The organism is Nibrella saemangeumensis (genome assembly GCF_039541915.1).
GTDB classification, from domain to species: domain Bacteria; phylum Bacteroidota; class Bacteroidia; order Cytophagales; family Spirosomataceae; genus Nibrella; species Nibrella saemangeumensis.
This window is the reverse complement of record NZ_BAABHD010000021.1, coordinates 123,678-141,539: the sequence shown is the minus strand read 5'-3', so window position 1 is coordinate 141,539 and position 17,862 is coordinate 123,678. Positions and strand designations below refer to the sequence as shown.

General features: G+C 52.5%; 16 protein-coding genes. 11 read left to right on the top strand and 5 right to left on the bottom strand.

The annotated features are described in order from the left end of the window. Positions 1–96 precede the first annotated feature (96 nt). The 5 genes from ABD949_RS07375 to ABD949_RS07355 all read left to right on the top strand — a co-directional run bounded on the left by ABD949_RS07375 (position 97) and on the right by ABD949_RS07355 (position 5,274). Entirely contained in the window at positions 97–1,119 is a 1,023-nt protein-coding gene (locus ABD949_RS07375; protein WP_425576735.1) for a spore photoproduct lyase family protein, read from the top strand. An 84-nt stretch (positions 1,120–1,203) separates the two neighbouring features. Beyond that, on the top strand, positions 1,204–2,085 hold the full coding sequence (locus tag ABD949_RS07370; protein WP_345242084.1) for a DUF937 domain-containing protein: 882 nt from the start codon (positions 1,204–1,206) through the stop codon (positions 2,083–2,085). A gap of 181 nt (positions 2,086–2,266) precedes the next feature. Next, a complete protein-coding gene (locus ABD949_RS07365; RefSeq protein ID WP_345242082.1) occupies positions 2,267–3,166 on the top strand; it encodes a S1 family peptidase in 900 nt (299 codons plus the stop codon). Between the two features lie 75 nt (positions 3,167–3,241). Continuing rightward, the gene (locus ABD949_RS07360) at positions 3,242–4,321 is read left to right on the top strand and encodes a M20 family metallo-hydrolase (RefSeq protein ID WP_345242080.1); all 1,080 of its coding nucleotides are present in this window, start codon (positions 3,242–3,244) and stop codon (positions 4,319–4,321) included. A 185-nt stretch (positions 4,322–4,506) separates the two neighbouring features. Beyond that, positions 4,507–5,274: an SEC-C metal-binding domain-containing protein gene (locus tag ABD949_RS07355; RefSeq protein ID WP_345242077.1), complete on the top strand. Its 768-nt coding sequence runs from the start codon at positions 4,507–4,509 to the stop codon at positions 5,272–5,274. A 46-nt stretch (positions 5,275–5,320) separates the two neighbouring features. Here ABD949_RS07355 and ABD949_RS07350 read toward each other — a convergent pair whose 3' ends face one another. Then, positions 5,321–6,037 carry a hypothetical protein gene (locus tag ABD949_RS07350; protein WP_345242075.1) on the bottom strand — a complete coding sequence of 239 codons (717 nt, stop codon included), beginning with the start codon at positions 6,035–6,037 and terminating at the stop codon, positions 5,321–5,323. A 181-nt stretch (positions 6,038–6,218) separates the two neighbouring features. Here ABD949_RS07350 and ABD949_RS07345 point away from each other — a divergent pair, with 181 nt between their 5' ends. After that, positions 6,219–7,196 (top strand): type I phosphomannose isomerase catalytic subunit, encoded by a 978-nt coding sequence (locus ABD949_RS07345; protein ID WP_345242073.1) that lies wholly within the window; start codon positions 6,219–6,221, stop codon positions 7,194–7,196. 10 nt (positions 7,197–7,206) lie between these two features. After that, on the top strand, positions 7,207–8,706 hold the full coding sequence (locus ABD949_RS07340; protein WP_345242071.1) for a gluconokinase: 1,500 nt from the start codon (positions 7,207–7,209) through the stop codon (positions 8,704–8,706). Between the two features lie 55 nt (positions 8,707–8,761). On the opposite strand, the gene ABD949_RS07335 is transcribed toward ABD949_RS07340, so the two are convergent. The 3 genes from ABD949_RS07335 to aat all read right to left on the bottom strand — a co-directional run bounded on the left by ABD949_RS07335 (position 8,762) and on the right by aat (position 11,775). Next, positions 8,762–10,015 (bottom strand): glutamate-5-semialdehyde dehydrogenase, encoded by a 1,254-nt coding sequence (locus ABD949_RS07335; protein ID WP_345242070.1) that lies wholly within the window; start codon positions 10,013–10,015, stop codon positions 8,762–8,764. A gap of 12 nt (positions 10,016–10,027) precedes the next feature. Then, the gene (gene proB, locus ABD949_RS07330) at positions 10,028–11,062 is read right to left on the bottom strand and encodes a glutamate 5-kinase (protein WP_345242069.1); all 1,035 of its coding nucleotides are present in this window, start codon (positions 11,060–11,062) and stop codon (positions 10,028–10,030) included. Positions 11,063–11,145: 83 nt separating this feature from the next. Beyond that, on the bottom strand, positions 11,146–11,775 hold the full coding sequence (aat, locus tag ABD949_RS07325) for a leucyl/phenylalanyl-tRNA--protein transferase (protein WP_345242068.1): 630 nt from the start codon (positions 11,773–11,775) through the stop codon (positions 11,146–11,148). Between the two features lie 411 nt (positions 11,776–12,186). Between aat and ABD949_RS07320 the strand changes: the two genes are divergently transcribed. From ABD949_RS07320 to argC, 4 genes are all read left to right on the top strand, one after another. Next, entirely contained in the window at positions 12,187–12,891 is a 705-nt protein-coding gene (locus ABD949_RS07320; protein WP_345242066.1) for a GNAT family N-acetyltransferase, read from the top strand. Positions 12,892–13,031: 140 nt separating this feature from the next. Next, complete coding sequence (locus ABD949_RS07315) at positions 13,032–14,252, top strand: argininosuccinate synthase (RefSeq protein WP_345242064.1); 1,221 nt, start codon at positions 13,032–13,034, stop codon at positions 14,250–14,252. 20 nt (positions 14,253–14,272) lie between these two features. Continuing rightward, positions 14,273–15,553 (top strand): glycosyltransferase family 4 protein, encoded by a 1,281-nt coding sequence (locus tag ABD949_RS07310; RefSeq protein ID WP_345242062.1) that lies wholly within the window; start codon positions 14,273–14,275, stop codon positions 15,551–15,553. Beyond that, on the top strand, positions 15,546–16,532 hold the full coding sequence (argC, locus tag ABD949_RS07305) for an N-acetyl-gamma-glutamyl-phosphate reductase (RefSeq protein WP_345242060.1): 987 nt from the start codon (positions 15,546–15,548) through the stop codon (positions 16,530–16,532). The genes ABD949_RS07310 and argC overlap by 8 nt, the downstream gene beginning before the upstream one ends. On the opposite strand, the gene ABD949_RS07300 is transcribed toward argC, so the two are convergent. Beyond that, entirely contained in the window at positions 16,529–17,800 is a 1,272-nt protein-coding gene (locus tag ABD949_RS07300) for a replication-associated recombination protein A (RefSeq protein WP_345242058.1), read from the bottom strand. The two genes, argC and ABD949_RS07300, sit on opposite strands and share 4 nt — an antisense overlap. Positions 17,801–17,862: the final 62 nt, after the last annotated feature.

Genomic DNA, 17,862 nt, shown 5'->3' with positions numbered 1-17,862 from the left:
CTCCTGTCTCAGCTTATGATTGTCGAAACGCCTGATTCTCCAACCTTACTCTCTGATGGTACAACCTTGCCGCTGGTTCGCTCAGCCCGACTCTGGATGCCTAAGCGGGTGGTGTTTACGCCCGACGCACTCAACGAACCCTTTGGTCAGCAGATCTACGAGCGGGTAAGTTCACTGAATCTGCCCGTTGAGGTAATGAAGAACAACCGCATCACTGGTTTACGCGGTGCCGACGAACGGGAAACCTACCGCATCGCCAAAAATACCCTGGCTGTGGTGAATGCTCCGCCCAGTGCCTTCCGGCTGCAGCCCATACCGCCCTCGGCCGACTGGCAGATGAACCTGGCCGAAGGCTGTCCGGCTTACTGCCAATACTGCTACCTGGCAGGTAGTTTGCAGGGGCCGCCGGTTATCCGGGCGTACGCCAACCTGCCGAAGATGCTAAAGGCCACCGCTGCCTGCGAAGTCCCCGGTAAACTCACGACTTTTGAGGTAAGCTGCTACACCGACGTGATTGGCATTGAACACCTGACGGGCAGTCTGGCCGAATGTATCCGGTACTTTGGTACGCGGGAGCAGGCCCAGCTGCGCTTCGTGACCAAATACGATCAGGTAGATGCGCTGTTGAACCTGCCGCACCACAATCAGACCCGTGCCCGTGTCAGCCTCAATGCCGACCCCGTAGCCCGGCGGCTCGAAGGCGGTACTGCTTCCGTGGAGGCCCGCCTGCAGGCTCTGCGCAAACTGGCCTTACCTCGTCAGGAAGGTGGGGGAGGGTATCCCGTTGGGGTTGTGCTGGCACCAATCATGCCTATACCCGATTGGCAGGAGCACTATACTCATTTGCTTAACCGCCTGGCCGAAACCCTCGATTTTGCCTGTGACCTCAACGCTGAGTTTATCAGTCACCGCTTTACCCCCGGCTCCAAAGACGTGCTGTTGCAATGGTATCCAAATACCTCATTGGAAATGAACGAGCAAACCCGCGCCGGAAAGCGCAATAAATTCGGAGGTACCAAGTACGTTTACAAGCCGGCGGATATGCAGATCCTGAAGCAGTTTTTTTACCGGGAATGGCAAAAACGGTTTCCGGATGCGCCTATCCTGTACTGGACCTGATCTGGCCAACGATCATCCTACTAACTTTATCGAACATTCCGGTTGACAGTCTGTTTTATGTATGAATAAACCAACGTTATGGACATGGCTGTTAACCTTTTATCGTATCTCCAGGAGCAGTTTACACCTTCGGTTGTTGATCAGCTCAGCAGTCATTTAAACGAGTCGCCCACTAATACCCGTAAAGCCATTGATGGGGTATTACCGGCGGTGCTGGGCGGTATGGCGCAGCGCGTGCAGGAATCCGGCGGTGCCTCCGATATTGTTGATTTGCTAAAGGACGGTAACTATGGGAATACTCCGCTCGATATATCACAGGTAATCGGCTCACGGGGCGACGAACAGGCCGCAGCCGCTACCGGTAGTAGCCTGCTCGACCGGATCTTTGGTGATGATACCGACGAAGTTGCCAGTGCCGTGGCGTTGCACAGCGGTGTGCAGCAACCCTCGGCCCTGGCGCTTATGGGTCTGGCGGGCTCTGTTCTGATGGGCATTCTGGGCCGGCAGGCGCAGGATAAAGGCCTGTCAGCGACAAACCTGACTACGCTGCTGGCAGGTCAGGCCGATTATATACGAACGAGCCTGCCGGCTGGACTTGCTTCTTTGTCTGGGGTGCTGAACCTCGATAAAATGCGCACCGAACCGGGTGAATCTATTCAGGGGACCACCACGATGACGAGTACCCCGGTCAGCCCGGACATACCGCTAAGTCCGCAGGTGGAACGCCGGCGGGAAAATGTAACCTGGCTGCGCTGGGTATTGTTTGCCGTTGGAGCGCTTATTCTGTTTCTGATTGTGCAGAAATGCAGGCAAAACCAGTCTGGTACTGAAGGCGTTTATACCGATACAACCTCACGAGCAGAGCCTAATGCGGTGGAGGACCGGTCGCCATCTACCCGTGAAAACATTGAGGATGCTAATGGTTCTACCCGCGATACAGCCGCTGGACCGTTTAAGCGGCCATAAGATGTTGGACCCTGAGGGCATTTGAATGATTTGTTAGCCGAATTAGCAAAAGATAATAGGTTGAATCTGTTTAAGCGCTGTCAACCTGAACAAAGCAGCCTTCTTTTGGGAGGCTGCTTTTGTTTTTACCGATAACCAGCCGAAATTGCGTTAATTTGCCTTTTCTTTTTGCCCACTGTCCATGTTTGTAGACGCGATTGAACGTGTTGATCTGTTTACCCGGCCGATTCACTCAATTATCCGGATGTATGGTCATAGCGAAATCCTGCCTGGTAGCGCCACGCTTTTTTTTGTTAATGAACAGGGTTGCGCCGTTACCTGTAAGCACGTAGCCGATCTCATCTCCACTGCCGAGGATATTTACAAGCACTATCGGAATTTTCTAGCGGAACGCCACCCGTTTCAACGGCTTACCAACTATGGTCAGCATCTGCAGCGGCTGGAAGAAAAATACCAGCTACGGGCAGAAACGATGATCCGCATCCGGAACAATTTCCTGAACTGCGTCGATCAGTTTGCCGAATTACTAATTGATGCGCACCCGACGCAGGATCTGGCCATTTTGCGCTTCAAGGGGTATAATCGCATTCTGTACCGGTCATACGCTACTTTCCTGCGCGATAGCAGCCGCATTAAATCGGGCCGGAGTTTGTGCCGCCTGGGCTACCCGTTTCCGGAGTTTACCAACTACCGCTACAACAAGGAAACCGACGATATTGAATGGACCAGCGAAGGCCGCGTTCACTCGCCCCGCTTTCCCATCGACGGCATTGTGACCCGGCTGATGAGTGATACCAACGGCAGCCGTACCGGTGAAATAACCGGTATTGAACTGAGCACTCCTGGCCTGCGGGGGCAGAGCGGTGCGCCTTTGTTTGATGTTAACGGCACCGTATACGGCATGCAGAGCGCCACCCGGCATTTGCACCTGGGTTTTGATATTGAAGACCGGGACGTCATTGTTAACGGACGCAAAACACGTGTTTCCAATTACCCGTTTCTCAATGTTGGACAATGTGTTCACGTTGATGTGATCAAACAGTTCCTGCGCGAAAAAGGGGTAAAGTATTATGAGGAGTAGAGAAGATAGCAGAAAGGGAAATTTTGTTTTTTAGGGGTATTTTGGCCATTTTCGTTGTGATTTTGATTTGTGTGTATGACCGTGACTAATACTTCCCGGCAGGCGGTGCTGACCGAATCGGCCATTGCTTTGCTCAAACGTTTAATTGCTATCCCCTCCTTCAGTCGTGAAGAGGACCAGACCGCCCTGCTGATTGAGGCTTTTTTTCGGGAACAGCAAATTCCCTTTCAGCGAACAAAAAATAACATCTGGGCCACTAACCTTTATTTCGATGCGGCCAAACCGACCCTGCTGCTCAACTCTCACCACGATACGGTAAAGCCTAATAAATCCTGGACGCTGAACCCCTTTGAGCCGCTGGAGCGCGACGGCAAACTATACGGCCTCGGCAGCAACGATGCCGGCGGGTGCCTGGTTTCGCTGCTGGCTTCCTTCTGCTATTTCTACGAGCGAGCTGGTATGGGGTATAATATCGTGATGGCGGCTACCGCAGAAGAGGAGGTTTCCGGGCGCGAAGGGCTGGAGTATATCTTACCCGAACTGCCACCCATCAGCTTTGCCATTGTGGGCGAACCCACCGAAATGCATCTGGCCGTAGCTGAGAAAGGGTTGCTCGTTCTTGATTGTACTGCCCACGGAAAATCGGGCCATGCTGCCCGCAATGAAGGCGAAAACGCCATCTACAAAGCTATTCAGGATATTAACTGGATTACCAGCTACCAGTTTCCCAAAGTGTCACCAACACTGGGCCCAATTAAAATGTCGGTGACGATTATCAACGCCGGTACGCAGCACAACGTTGTCCCCGATGCCTGCACGTTTACGGTTGATGTTCGGGTAACGGAGCAGTATACGCTGGAAGAAGTGACTGATACCATCCGGCAACATGTTCAGTCGGAGGTAAAGCCCCGCTCTATCCGGCTGAAACCCTCCAGCATTCCCGTCGGCCACCCCATCGTACAGGCGGGTATTGCCCTCGGCCGGTCTACCTATGGCTCACCAACCACCTCCGACCAGGCTTTACTCGACTGCCCATCGCTGAAATGCGGTCCCGGCCATTCCGAGCGGTCGCATACCGCCGATGAGTTCATCTACCTGCGTGAGATCGAAGAAGGCATAGGGCTGTATATACAGATGCTGGAAGGGGTGATATAAAGAGTGAAAGAGCGAAAGAATGAAATTAGACTATTGTATCTGGTATGAACGTAGAGAGTGTAATCAACTTGGTTCGTACGACTTGAGTTCGGCAGCAAAAAGCCTCAAATTTCAATAATTTGAGGCTTTTTGCGTTTTCTGTTTCATTTTTATGACTATACTCCATATAATACAATTATTGAATAATGGGAAAAGTACAAAGGGAACGAACTGCAGACGATCTTAAAGAACAGCTAAAAGAGCAAATACATTTTCTAAAGGTATCAAGCAATTCCTTCGACTCAGGTTATTATGGGGAAGCCAAACGACTGGCTGTAACTTTAAGAATTCTATTACATGATACTAGAAATAGTAAATCCGTTCTCGAGCAGTTAGGGTATAAAGGGGGCATTGGATTTATAGATACATGCTTGGATTTAGAACCAGATAATTTATTGACTCAGTGCAATTTACTAGCAATAATGTCGTCAAATAGTTTTGATGGTTATGTTCCTCTTCTGGGCGAAGGCTATTTAGGGGTAGAGCACTCAAAACCGTTTGATGCTTGGTGGAACAAACCGGTATTAAAGGACAGCACAGGTAAAGAGTTTACCAGAAAAGAATTAGTTCTATACTTAGCAGATCAAGATGGTGGAGCACATGTTGATCCTAAGCTTGATGAAGAGTTTATTAAACTTTCACGGGAAAACTCTATGCAATGGAATATTACTAATGGGGTAGATCAAACACCTATCAACTCTCCAGTACTACCGGCAGTCAGGCAAATTGCATATGAAGTTGAAAAATCTCTTGAAGAGATGCAGCCGCCTAATAACAAATCTACTGCCTCAGATTGGCGTAATATATCTTCGGAAAACACAGTAGCTCTAAAAAGTATATCTAAACTGGGCAGAAATGAAGTCTGTTTTTGTGGTAGTGGACTAAAATACAAAAAGTGCCACGGAAAACCGTAACACTTTTTATTATTTGGTTATGCAGGGCACAAATGTGCGGCAGGCTCTAACGCACTTCGTTAAGCTGTTTCAGATGGGGGGTCTCCACACTCACAAACAAGCTCAGCAACCACCGGTGTGTCGGAATCAGAATCAAGGCCATTAGCCCGGTCCAAACGGTTACCAGCATCGGCATGCCCAGCAATCCTGGCTCTGCTCCGATACCTTGTTGTAACAAGCCATCCAGTCCCTTAAAGACGACCACGGCCTCGACAATCAGCGGTACGAAGGCAAACCCCAGCCAATAGACTACCTGCTTAGGACGGGGTAACTGGCGGAACGCACGCCATAATGGGGGTGCTGCCAGCAGGACGGTCACCGTCAAACCAAGCCAGCGACCCAACACCGGCTGATCGGTGATTAACCGGAATAGAGTTACCTCGTCACCACCACCCATAACAGCGGTAAGCAGCCGGGCCTGCATCACGCTGCCAAACACCAGCGAGAAGCCCAGCGCTTTCCGTTGCCTATCTGCCTGTCCCATCAGGTAATATCCGGTCCAGGCCAGGGCATAACTGAACAGCGGACCAGCCATGAGCGCCAGTGGATAGGCTCCGTTCATAGAGCAGGTTTCGCATAAATGCCAGACATTAAAGCCTCGTGGGCCCCAGCAGCCACACAATAGCCGGCCCACACTGGTGTGCGCCTGTTCGTGTAATTCGTGCAGAACCAGAAATAAGGCGGTAAAGGCTATAAGGTAGCGGGTGGTAATCGTTGTTCTCATAGGTGCCTGTAATAGAACTCAGGCAAAGTAGCCAAATCAATAAGTCTCCTCAACCGCAGCGTAGACAGGCTGGTACAATCAGGGAATCAACCGGAAAAATAGTATGGTGAATCGATAGGTATTTCTATCTGTTTACAGGGACAAACCATTATTTTTGGCGCAACATCAAATACCTGGCTCCATGCTCTATCCACTGACGTTCAAAACCATTTATAAAGATAAAATCTGGGGTGGACAGAAAATCAGGTCCATCCTGGGAAAAGACTTTTCACCCCTGCCCAATTGTGGCGAAACCTGGGAGATTTCCGGCGTAGCGGGCGAAGTGTCGGCGGTGAAGGAAGGACCGCTGAAGGGTAAATCACTCCAGGAATTGCTGGAGCATTATAAAGAACAGTTGGTGGGGAAGCACGTATACGAAACGTACGGCGACCGGTTTCCGCTGCTGGTCAAATTCATCGACGCCAACGATGACCTCTCCATTCAGGTTCACCCCAATGACGCGTTAGCCCACGAGCGGCATAACGGTTTCGGCAAAACCGAGATGTGGTATATCATTCAGGCCGATGAAGGTTCCTCGCTGATCTCCGGGTTCAACCGTAACGTGTCGCGGGAGGAGTATATTGATGCCGTCAGGAGTAATACGCTGACCGACATTCTGAACCGGGAGCCAGCCGAAGCGGGCGATGTATTTTTCCTGCCCGCCGGCCGCGTGCACACCATCGGCAAGGGCCTGTTGCTGGCCGAGATCCAGCAGACCTCCGACATCACTTACCGCATTTACGACTTCGACCGGGTCGACGACAAAGGGCAGAAGCGTGAACTGCATACCGAACAGGCCGTTGATGCTATTGATTACAACCACCACGACGACTACAAAACCCGGTACGAGCGTAAACGGAATCAGAGTGTCAATGCCGTTACTTCCGACTACTTCGTTACCAACATCCTGAACTTCGACCAGGAGGTGATGCACGATTACACTCACCTCGACTCCTTTGTGATCCTGGTCTGTGTAGGCGGAGCCGTGACGATCCAGGCCGACGGTGGCTATAACGTACCGTTGAAATTAGGAGAATGTGCCCTGATTCCCGCTTCTGTAAAGCAGGTAACGCTGGTACCCGAGGACGATATGACATTGCTGGAGTCGTATGTCCCTTAAACCTGATTTCATGAATTGTATCGTAGGTGTTGATATCGGCACAACCAATGTAAAAGCCCTTGCCATGTCGGTTGCCGATGGCCAGGTAATTGCTCAGGCTTCGGCCCCGGTGACCACCCTCTTTCCCAAACCCACCCACTGTGAGCAGGACCCTAACCATATCTGGCAGGAATTGTGCCAGGTATTGGATGAACTGGTACAGCAGACAGAGGCTCAGGGGGCCTCAATCGACGCCGTTTGCTTCAGTTCGGCGATGCATAGTCTGCTGGCCATCGATGCTGAGGGGAAACCGCTAACCAACGCTATCATCTGGTCTGATAACCGCGCTGAACGGCAGGCTAAGGCTCTGCGACCCGACCGTTCGCCGACTGGTCGCGACATCTACCGGCACACCGGTACGCCTATTCACCCGATGACGCCCCTGTGTAAACTGGCGTGGCTGCGCGACAACCAACCCCGGCTGCTAAAGGAGGCTGCGCGGTTCATTTCTATTAAAGAATACATCTGGCATAAGCTGACGGGGCACCACTGGATTGATTATTCCATTGCCACCGCTATGGGGCTGTTCAATAGTCAGACCCGGAATTGGTACGCGCCCGCGCTGAAGTACGTCGGTATTCGGGCGAGTCAACTATCGGAGCCTAAACCAACGACTACCTCATTTAGCTATCAGAAGAATCAGGTTGCCGACAAAACAGCGCTGCCCGACGGTGTGACCCTGTACATTGGCGCTTCGGATGGTTGTCTGGCTAATTTAGGAGCTGGAGCGATTGCGCCGGGGGTTACGACCCTGACCATTGGTACCAGCGGAGCCATTCGGCGGACCAGCGGCAAACCGCTGCGTGAGCGGCAGGGCCGGTTGTTCAGCTACATTCTGGATGTAGATGAAGCTGGTAAAGACTCTTACTTTGTAGTGGGTGGCCCGACCAACAACGGGGCGAACGTGCTGCAATGGCTGGCCGAAAACCTAACCCGACTGGACGTAGCCGATGCGCTGGCCGAGGCAGAACAGGTTCCGGCCGGTGCAGATGGACTCCTGTTTCTGCCATACCTGCAGGGGGAACGCGCCCCGCTCTGGAACGCCAACGTGCGGGGAGCTTATCTGAATGTCAGTTGGCAGCATACGCGGGCACATTTCATCCGGGCCGCGCTCGAAGGCGTCATGTTTAACGTACTCACCATAGAGAAGATGCTGGCCCGTTACACCGGTCCTACGCGGGTGATTCATGCCAACGGAGGCTTTGCCCAGTCGGAGTTCTGGGTGCAGATGCTGGCCGATATTTTCGGGGTACCCGTGCAATTAAATGCCAGCAACGAAAGTGGAGCCATTGGCGCTATCCTGCTGGCGATGAAAGCCCGCGGACTAGTAGGTTCTCTGGCAGAAGCAGCCAGGCAGGTGGAATTTGGGCAGACCTTTCAGCCAAACCCCGATCACCAGCGGGTTTACCGGAAAACATTCCGGCGGTTTCAGAACGCCAGTACTATGGAGTTGTACTCCGTGCAGCCGTAGGCTGATGATACCTGGGGTAGCCGTGTAACACGGAGTACAACTCCGTGCTACTTTGTCACCACCTCACCTGCCCATCACCCACAACCACCCATTTCTCCGTCACCAGCTTCTCCAGCGCAAAAGGGCCACGGGCGTGCAGCTTTTGGGTAGAGATACCGATTTCGGCCCCTAAGCCAAACATACCTCCGTCGGTAAAGCGGGTGGAGGCATTGGCGTAAACGGCGGCTGCATCCACTTCGTTGAGGAAGCGGTCGATAAGCGCCTGATTTTTTGAGACAATGGCCTCCGAATGCCGCGACGAGTACATCTGAATATGTGCCAAAGCTTCATCAATGCCGGAAACAACCTTTACCGCGCATTTGTAGTCAAGAAACTCGCGGCCATAGTCTTCCGGCCGGGCACGTTTCAGGTGAGCATACCCAACTTTTTTCAGAATAGTAGCTGAGGTCTCATCCGCAAACACCTCTACATTCCATTTTTCGAAGTCTTCCTTAAGGGCAGGCAGGAATGTCTCCGCTATTACCGCATCAACTAACAGACAATCCAGTGCATTGCAAACCGATGGCCGCGACACTTTGGCATTAACCACAATGTTTTTCGCCTTTTCCAGGTCTGCGGTTTTCTCTACATATGTATGGCAAACCCCGGCTCCGGTTTCAATGGTCGGCACCAGCGAGTGCTGCCGGACGTACTGGATCAGCGAGTCAGAACCTCTGGGGATAATAATATCGACGTATTTAGTCGCCTTCAGCAGTTCATTCACTACGGCCCGGTCGGGAGCCAGCAGGGCTACAGCCGATTTGGGTATGCCAAACTCTTCCAGCACGCCCTGAATCAGTTTAACCAGATATCGGTTGGAGTGGTCGGCTTCTTTGCCGCCTTTCAGGACGCAGGCGTTCCCCGAGCGCAGGCAGAGAGCTGCTACGTCTATCGTGACATTTGGCCGCGATTCATAGATAACGCCTACCACACCCAGCGGCACAGCTATTTTACGGAGTGATAAGCCCTGCTCAATGGTCCGCTCCAGTAACACCTCACCCGTCGGGTCCGGTAGTTTGGCTACATCGCGCAGACTGGCGGCCAGACCGGCCACCCGACTTTCGGTCAGTTGCAGACGGTCTTTCTTAGGATCATCGTCCGGCATCCGGTCGAGGTCCTTCTGATTCTCGGCCAGAATATGGGCTGTATGCTGGGTCAGTACGTCGGCCAGCCGGTTGAGCAGGTCGGCTTTCCGGCTGTCGCTCAGCCGCCGGACAACGGCTGAAGCCCGTTGAGTCTGCTGTAACAGGGGCGTTATCACGGTAGACATAAGTAGTATGCTTTACAAAAGTACAATATCATTGGCATTTGCCACCTCTACATTTTGCTGATTAAGTCGCTCCGCTAGCTGGGCTGAGGATAATCTTGCTCTGGCAACCCCAACAACGGTCTGTTCGGTATCAAGGATTTCGACAACTTCTCCTGTGTCAAACTCACCCATTATGGCCCGTACACCCACTGCCAGCAGGCTGCTCCGGCGCTGTAAGGCTTTTACCGCCCCTGCATCAATCTGCAGGCGACCGGTAACCAGGCTACCGCTGCCCAGCCACCGGTTACGGGCCGAGAGTGAACTGGTATGGGCGGTAAAGAAGGTACCCATTTCGCCGTTCAGCGCCCGGACAATGCCGTCGGGTTCGTTCAGGCCGAAAATGACCACCCGGATACCCATCCGTGTAGCCAGTTTGGCAAACGTCAGCTTGGAACTCATTCCGCCTAGTCCCAGCGAGGACTTATCGGTTCGGACAACGCCGAATACCTCCTGAGAGAGTTCGGTAACCTGGCGGATAATCTGACCATCGTTGTCGAGCAGGCCTCCTACCGAAGTGCACAGCATCATCAGGTCGGCCTTGAACCCTACCGCGATCAGCGTGGCCAGTTCGTCATTATCCGAAAACTTCAGCTCCCGGCTGCTAACCACGTCATTCTCGTTGGCTATAGGAATAATGCCATTGTTCCAGAGTTCTTCGTAGGTCTGCTTGAGTTGCAGAAACTGGTTACGATCGGCAAAGTGATGGCGCTCGCAGAGGCTCTGGGCAACCGGAATCTGGTAGGCCGAAAAGTAACGGCTGTATACGCTGAGCAGGAGTGGGTTACCGATGGCAGCGGCTGCTTTGCGCTGGGTGATATCACCCCGGTAGTTATGAATAAACGATTTGCCGGCCCCTACGGCCCCTGATGAAACCAGAACAATCCGGTAATGCGGATGCAGGCTGGCCACCTGCCGGGCAATGTCGGCAATGACCGTCTCGTTAAGTTCGCCGGTGGGTTTGGTAATGGACGCTGTCCCAAACTTAATGACCAAAATGGGCTTTGTCATGCCCGCAAAGGTACGCGGTTTAGCCGGTTTATGCCCCTACCTGTTCGCGCAAAAACACAGCTTTGTAGAGAGACTCGGCGGATTTAATCGTTCGGCTGGTGCTTGAACAGGTGTTCCAGTACGGGCTCCGTAAAGCGGGATTTCCGGCGCAGGGCCTGCTTAAGCCGTTTCAGGTAGTCTCCTTTGGGGATTTCAATGGCTCCGAACCGCTTGACATTGTCGTTGATAAACTGCGTGTCGAGGAGCTCAAACTGGTTTTCCTGCAGCATAACCATCAGGTAGTGGAACGCTACCTTTGACGCATTGCTGACCAGGTGGAACATGGATTCCCCGAAAAAAGCCGAGCCTAAAGCCACACCATATAACCCACCAACCAGCCGGTTATCCTGGTAGGCTTCAATGCTGTGGGCAAGGCCCATCCGGTGCAACTCGGTATAGGCAGTAATGATTTCGTCAGATATCCAGGTGCTGTCGCCGTAGCTGCGGGGGGCTGCACAGTAGCGCATTACCTGGCTGAATTCGGAGTTAACCCGGATTTCAAACTCTTTTTTGTTCAAAACCGGACGCAGCGAACGGGAGGGCCTGTACGTATCAATTGGAATTATAGCTCTGGGGTCCGGCGAATACCAATACAGCGTACCGTCAGCATCGGCCATCGGAAAGATACCGTTTATGTAGCCATATATGAGGTCGTCGGCGGTGAGCTTGTTCATGAATAGTGGACTGAATACTTACTTAGACAAATTTATATAAAAAAACGAGGTTAGTTACAAGGGATTACCGGACAGAAAATAAAAAGAAAAGCCTTGAACTATTCCAAAAAAATCATGTTTTATCATTGCACAGGTCGGGCAATTTACCTAACATTGCCACCGTTTTCAACGAAAACATGCCTGTGGTAAACCGATAAAATGGCCTATCAAGTTTACATACCGACCTTCTATCACACTACGCCATTTCGGTTTAGGTCCGAAAGGACCATATAATCTTTTTTGCCTACGGGGCAAAACTTTCTCGCTGGTACCTGATTCTCTTATCAACTTTCTCATTTAAACAACGCGGATCAAAACGTCTCCGTTTGAGTTAAACGTCTAATCGTGATACTCGTTTCTCAATAAACGACGATGATTACACAAGAAGTAGTAAACGACCAATATATAGTTCAGGTAGCAAACGAAAACCATCTGCGGCTGGCCGACACTATCTGTAAGGAAATGGAGCAGAGCGCCAAGGCCCGGGGCACCGGTATCGCCAAGCGTTCGCCGATTTACCTGATGGAGAAAATGCTGGAGGGGAAAGCAATTATTGCGATAACAACAGCCGGCGAGTGGGTGGGTTTCTGTTATATCGAAACCTGGGAGCATGGTAAATTCGTGGCAAACTCTGGGCTGATTGTTCACCCGGACCACCGGAAGAGTGGCATTGCCACCCGCATCAAGGCGAAAGCTTTTGAGCTGTCACGTACCAAATACCCGAACGCTAAAATCATAGGCTTGACGACCAGTCTGGCGGTTATGAAAATTAACTCCGATCTGGGTTATGAGCCGGTTACGCTCAGCGAACTGCCGGCCGACGACGCGTTCTGGAAGGGTTGTTCAAGCTGCGTGAACTACGATGTGCTCACCCGGACCAATCGCAAACATTGCCTTTGCACAGGGATGTTGTACGATCCTGAGGAGAAAAAGAAGACCGAGAAGAAGGAGAAATGGAATTTTCTCAAGGAGTCTAATCTATATGAGCGCTGGATGCGCCTGAAGCAGCGAATACTGCTGCGGATTCAGGACCGTCAGCGTTCCAGGAAGTCGGAGCGGGAACTGGAAACCGTCTGAGACTGCCTGGGTGATTGTTGTCTGAATTGGTATTTTGGATTGATAATCAAGTCCCTTTCGGCGGTTCGTCGGAAGGGATTTTTTATGTTTGCAGGAAAATTACGCTTTACCTTAATTTCTTATTCGAGCTTTTACGTTAAATGGCCCAGCAAAAAGTAGTATTGGCGTTCAGTGGAGGTCTGGATACCTCGTTTTGTGTAAAATACCTGTCAGAAGATAAGGGGTATGAAGTGCATTCGGTATTGGTGGATACCGGGGGCTTTTCAGATGCCGAGTTGAAGGCGATCGAAGAGCGCGCTTACTCCCTGGGCGTCGCCCACCACGCCACCATCTCCAAAACCGACGATTATTACCAGCAGTGCCTGAAATACCTGGTATTCGGCAATGTGCTGAAGTATAACACCTATCCGCTGTCGGTGAGCGCCGAACGTATCTTTCAGGCCGTAGCCGTTGGCGAATATGCCCGCACCATCGGAGCCCGCGCCATTGCTCACGGCAGCACCGGGGCCGGCAACGACCAGGTGCGGTTCGATATGGCCTTCCGGATCATTTTGCCTCAGGCCGAAATTATTACGCCCATCCGGGATCTGCGGCTGTCACGCGAAGCCGAGATAGACTATCTGAAAGCCAAAGGCGTTGACCAGGAGTGGCACAAAGCGGCTTACTCCATCAACAAAGGGCTTTGGGGCACCTCCGTTGGTGGCAAAGAAACATTGACATCCAACGGCTACCTGCCCGAACCGGCATGGCCGACGCAGGTGACTAAAAGTGAACCAGAAACCATTACGCTTCACTTTGAAGAAGGTGAGCTGAAAGGCATCGGTGACGAAAAGGTTGCTAATCCGGTCGATGCTATCAAGCAACTCACGGAACTGGCGGGACCGTTTGGTATCGGGCGTGACATTCACGTGGGCGATACCATCATTGGGATCAAGGGTCGCGTGGGTTTCGAAGCGCCGGCTCCACTGATTATCATCAAAGCGCACCATACCCTCGAAAAACACGTGCTGACCAAATGGCAACTGTACTGGAAAGACCAACTGGCTAACTGGTACGGTACCATGCTCCACGAAGGCCAGTTTATTGATCCGGTGATGCGGAATATCGAAACGTTTCTGACTGAAACTCAGGCACACGTAACCGGCCAGGTGCATGTGCAACTGGCTCCGTATCGCTTTACCGTGTTGGGTATTGAATCACCGTACGACCTGATGTCCTCCGTGTTTGGCAGCTATGGCGAAATGAACAACGCCTGGACAGGAGATGATGTGCGCGGTTTCTCGAAAGTGATGTCCAATCAGGTAATGATTTACGAAAAGGTAAAGGAACTTGCCGAGGGTAAAAACAACGCTGCCGAGTAATCACCCCTAACTGTAACGAATTGCCAGAAACAAAGCCACTGTCGGTAGTAATTGATGCCAGTACCCAGGGCATGGGATATTACTATAACAAGTCGAAAACCGGAATCGGCCGTATTGTCGACTATTTGCTTGCCGGGCTGCTGGATTCACCAGAGGTACAGTTGTCCTTAGCAGCTCCCAGTCATTTGGCAGAGACAATGCGGTACGCTCAGGATGCTTACCCAAATAAGGCTGTTCCTTTTGTTAATCGGTCCGGGGATCAGTTTTGGGCGGGTGTTGAAAACGGGCTGCTTCGTCCGTTCGGGCGAAGCAGCCTGCCGACAAAAGCAATCCGGTATCTGTTTTACCAGAGCCGAAAGCGGCTCAGGGCTGAACAGGCTGATTTCAACGGGATCGAGCTGCCGAATGGCACGATCTATCATGCCCCCTTTTACGCCATCCCCGAAGCCATCAGCCGAATGCCCAGGGTGCATAAGGTACAAACCGTGAGCGACCTGATTCCCATTATCCATCCCGAATGGTTTTTGTCGGGTGAAGATTCGGTCAAACGCGCCATTGGTGCCATTCCGCCCGACGGCTGGGTGGTAACCATTTCGGAAGCCACCAAAGAGGATTTATGCAATTACTACCCCCATATCCATCCGGAACGGGTAGTGCCCATTCATCTGGCAGCTGCGCCTTCGTTGTTCTATCCGGTGAACGACGCATCGCGCAAGCAGGCGGTCCGGGCAAAATACAAGTTAGGCGAAGGCCCTTATCTGCTTAGTCTGGCAACGCTGGAACCCCGCAAAAACATCGACCATCTGATTCGGTGCTTTAGTCGACTGATTGAGGAAAAGTCTATTCCGGGGGAGGTAACGCTGGTGCTGGTCGGGACTAAAGGCTGGAAGTTTGATAAGATTACCAGCGAGTTAAGCCGGAATGCGGCTATTCAGTCGCGGATTGTCTTTACCGGATTTGTGCCCGACGAAGACCTGGCACCCATCTACGCGGGAGCGGTAGCGTTTGTGTACCCGTCGCTGTACGAAGGGTTTGGCTTACCACCATTAGAAGCTATGCAGTGCGGCTTGCCGGTCATTACGTCCAATGTATCCTCGTTGCCGGAAGTAGTCGGCGATGCGGCCATTCAGGTTGCGCCTACGGATCAGGATACCTTGTGCCAGGCTATGCTGACGCTGGTGCAGTCGGATACCCGGCGTCAGGAACTGGCGGTCCGGGCGCTGGAACAGGCCCGGTTGTTCTCCTGGGAGAAACACACGGCACAACATATTGATTTGTACAAACGAATTTCCAATGACTAATACCATAAACATCGGCATCATTGGCGGAGCCGGCTATACAGGCGGTGAATTGTTACGAATACTGATTAATCATCCCAACGCCCGCCTTGCGTTTGTCCATAGTAAGAGCCAGGCGGGTAAACCGGTGTACAATACCCATACAGATTTGCTCGGCGATACCGACCTGCTGTTCTCCGGCGATGAGCCAGCTGCGCTGCTGGCCCAGCCGGACCTGAACGTGATCTTCCTGTGCTCCGGTCATGGCGAATCCGCTAAGTTTCTGGCGGAGAACCCGGTGCCGGACACCGTAAAGGTAATCGACCTCAGCACCGACTTCCGCGACGAGTCAAACGGCTTTGTTTATGGCTTGCCCGAACTCCAGCGGGAGCGAATCCAACCCGCCAACAGGATTGCCAACCCAGGCTGCTTTGCCACCAGTATCGAGCTTGCCTTGCTGCCGTTGGCCAACGCCGGTTTGCTGCAGGACGACGTTCATGTCAGCGCCATTACGGGCTCAACCGGAGCCGGGCAGGCCCTGAGCCCGACCACGCACTTTACCTGGCGCAACAACAATATCTCGATCTACAAGGCCTTTACGCACCAGCACCTGAAAGAAATCCGGCAGAGCGTTGCGGCCTTGCAGACCGGGTTCGACAACGCCATCAACTTTGTGCCGTACCGGGGTGACTATACGCGGGGTATTATGGCCAATGTATACACCACGTTCACCGGTAGCCGCGAAGAGGCTAAAGCGTTGTACCATGAGTACTATGCAGCCCATCCGTTTACCCACGTCAGCGACGCACCCATTGACCTGAAGCAGGTGGTCAATACCAACAAATGCCTGATTCACCTGGAAAAGCACGACGGTCAGTTGCTCATCACCAGCGCCATCGACAACCTGACGAAAGGAGCTTCTGGCCAGGCGGTTCAGAACATGAACCTGATTTTTGGTTTACCGGAAGACACGGGGTTGCGACTGAAGTCGGTAGGGTTTTAATAGTCGTACCACTCGCCCCACCACTTCTGTAGGTTCTTTCTGATTTCGGCTTCGCGGGCGTTCTGGCCGGGATCATAGAGCTTTTGGCCTTTTAGCTCTTCGGGCATGAAATTCTGTTGGACAAAGTTGCCGGCAAAATCGTGGGCGTACTGGTACTTGTCGCCGTAGCCGATCTGTTTCATCAGCTTGGTTGGCGCATTACGCAGGTGCAGCGGCACGGGCAGGTGGCTGGTCTTTTCCGCCAGTTCCATGGCGTCGTTGATGGCTACATAGCTGGCGTTACTCTTGGAAGACGTTGCCAGATAAACGGCTACCTGCGACAGGATAATGCGCGACTCCGGATAGCCAATCATCCGGACGGCCTGCATGGCGTTCTGCGCCATAATAAGCGCCGTTGGATTGGCGTTGCCAATATCTTCTGAGGCCAGAATCAGCATACGCCGGGCGATGAACTCCGGATCTTCACCGGCATTAATCATCCGGGCCATCCAGTACAGAGCCGCATTGGGGTCAGAGCCGCGCAGGGATTTAATAAAGGCGGAGATGATGTCGTAGTGCTGCTCACCGGATTTATCGTAGCGGGCAATGTTTTGCTGCGCTACCTCGGTGACCAGGTCGTCGGTGATGACCAGTTCCTCATCGCTGAAGTGCGAGGAGGCAACCAGTTCCAGCAGGTTCAGCAGTTTGCGACCGTCTCCACCCGACAGCCGTAGCAGTGCATCGTACGACTCGACCCGAATCTTCTTTTGACTAAGGTAGGTATCCTTCTCCAGCGCACGGTTTACCACTTGCACCAGTTCGTCGCGGCTGAGTGATTCCAGCACGTAGACCTGACAGCGTGACAGCAGGGCCGAGTTTACCTCAAACGATGGATTTTCGGTGGTAGCCCCGATCAGGGTAATTTGTCCCTTCTCCACAGCACCCAGCAACGCATCCTGCTGACCCTTGTTGAAGCGGTGGATTTCGTCGATAAAAACAACAGGAGGGAACAGGCCGGCTGGGCGGTTCAGTACCTCACGGACGTCCTTCACCCCAGAACTAATGGCGCTGAGGCTGACGAATGGACGCCTGGTACCTTCCGCAACCAATTGAGCCAGGGTAGTTTTACCAACTCCCGGCGGCCCCCAGAAAATCATCGACGGAAGACGGTTCGACTCGACCGCCCGGCGCAATGGGCCTTTAGGGCCAATCAGTTTCTGCTGACCAATAACCTCATCCAGACTTTGCGGGCGCATCCGCTCAGCCAGGGGAATAATAGCAGGATTCATAGGGCGAAACTATCCGCCCACAAGGAGTATTGCAACCCGCAAAAGAAGGTTTGTAGATTAAT

Coding starts and splice junctions, on each gene's coding strand:
- ABD949_RS07375 (WP_425576735.1), top strand. CDS start 97: ATGCCTAAGCGGGTGGTGTTTACGCCCGACGCACTCAACGAACCCTTT.
- ABD949_RS07370 (WP_345242084.1), top strand. CDS start 1,204: ATGGCTGTTAACCTTTTATCGTATCTCCAGGAGCAGTTTACACCTTCG.
- ABD949_RS07365 (WP_345242082.1), top strand. CDS start 2,267: ATGTTTGTAGACGCGATTGAACGTGTTGATCTGTTTACCCGGCCGATT.
- ABD949_RS07360 (WP_345242080.1), top strand. CDS start 3,242: ATGACCGTGACTAATACTTCCCGGCAGGCGGTGCTGACCGAATCGGCC.
- ABD949_RS07355 (WP_345242077.1), top strand. CDS start 4,507: ATGGGAAAAGTACAAAGGGAACGAACTGCAGACGATCTTAAAGAACAG.
- ABD949_RS07350 (WP_345242075.1), bottom strand. CDS start 6,037: ATGAGAACAACGATTACCACCCGCTACCTTATAGCCTTTACCGCCTTA.
- ABD949_RS07345 (WP_345242073.1), top strand. CDS start 6,219: ATGCTCTATCCACTGACGTTCAAAACCATTTATAAAGATAAAATCTGG.
- ABD949_RS07340 (WP_345242071.1), top strand. CDS start 7,207: ATGAATTGTATCGTAGGTGTTGATATCGGCACAACCAATGTAAAAGCC.
- ABD949_RS07335 (WP_345242070.1), bottom strand. CDS start 10,015: ATGTCTACCGTGATAACGCCCCTGTTACAGCAGACTCAACGGGCTTCA.
- proB (WP_345242069.1), bottom strand. CDS start 11,062: ATGACAAAGCCCATTTTGGTCATTAAGTTTGGGACAGCGTCCATTACC.
- aat (WP_345242068.1), bottom strand. CDS start 11,775: ATGAACAAGCTCACCGCCGACGACCTCATATATGGCTACATAAACGGT.
- ABD949_RS07320 (WP_345242066.1), top strand. CDS start 12,187: ATGATTACACAAGAAGTAGTAAACGACCAATATATAGTTCAGGTAGCA.
- ABD949_RS07315 (WP_345242064.1), top strand. CDS start 13,032: ATGGCCCAGCAAAAAGTAGTATTGGCGTTCAGTGGAGGTCTGGATACC.
- argC (WP_345242060.1), top strand. CDS start 15,546: ATGACTAATACCATAAACATCGGCATCATTGGCGGAGCCGGCTATACA.
- ABD949_RS07300 (WP_345242058.1), bottom strand. CDS start 17,800: ATGAATCCTGCTATTATTCCCCTGGCTGAGCGGATGCGCCCGCAAAGT.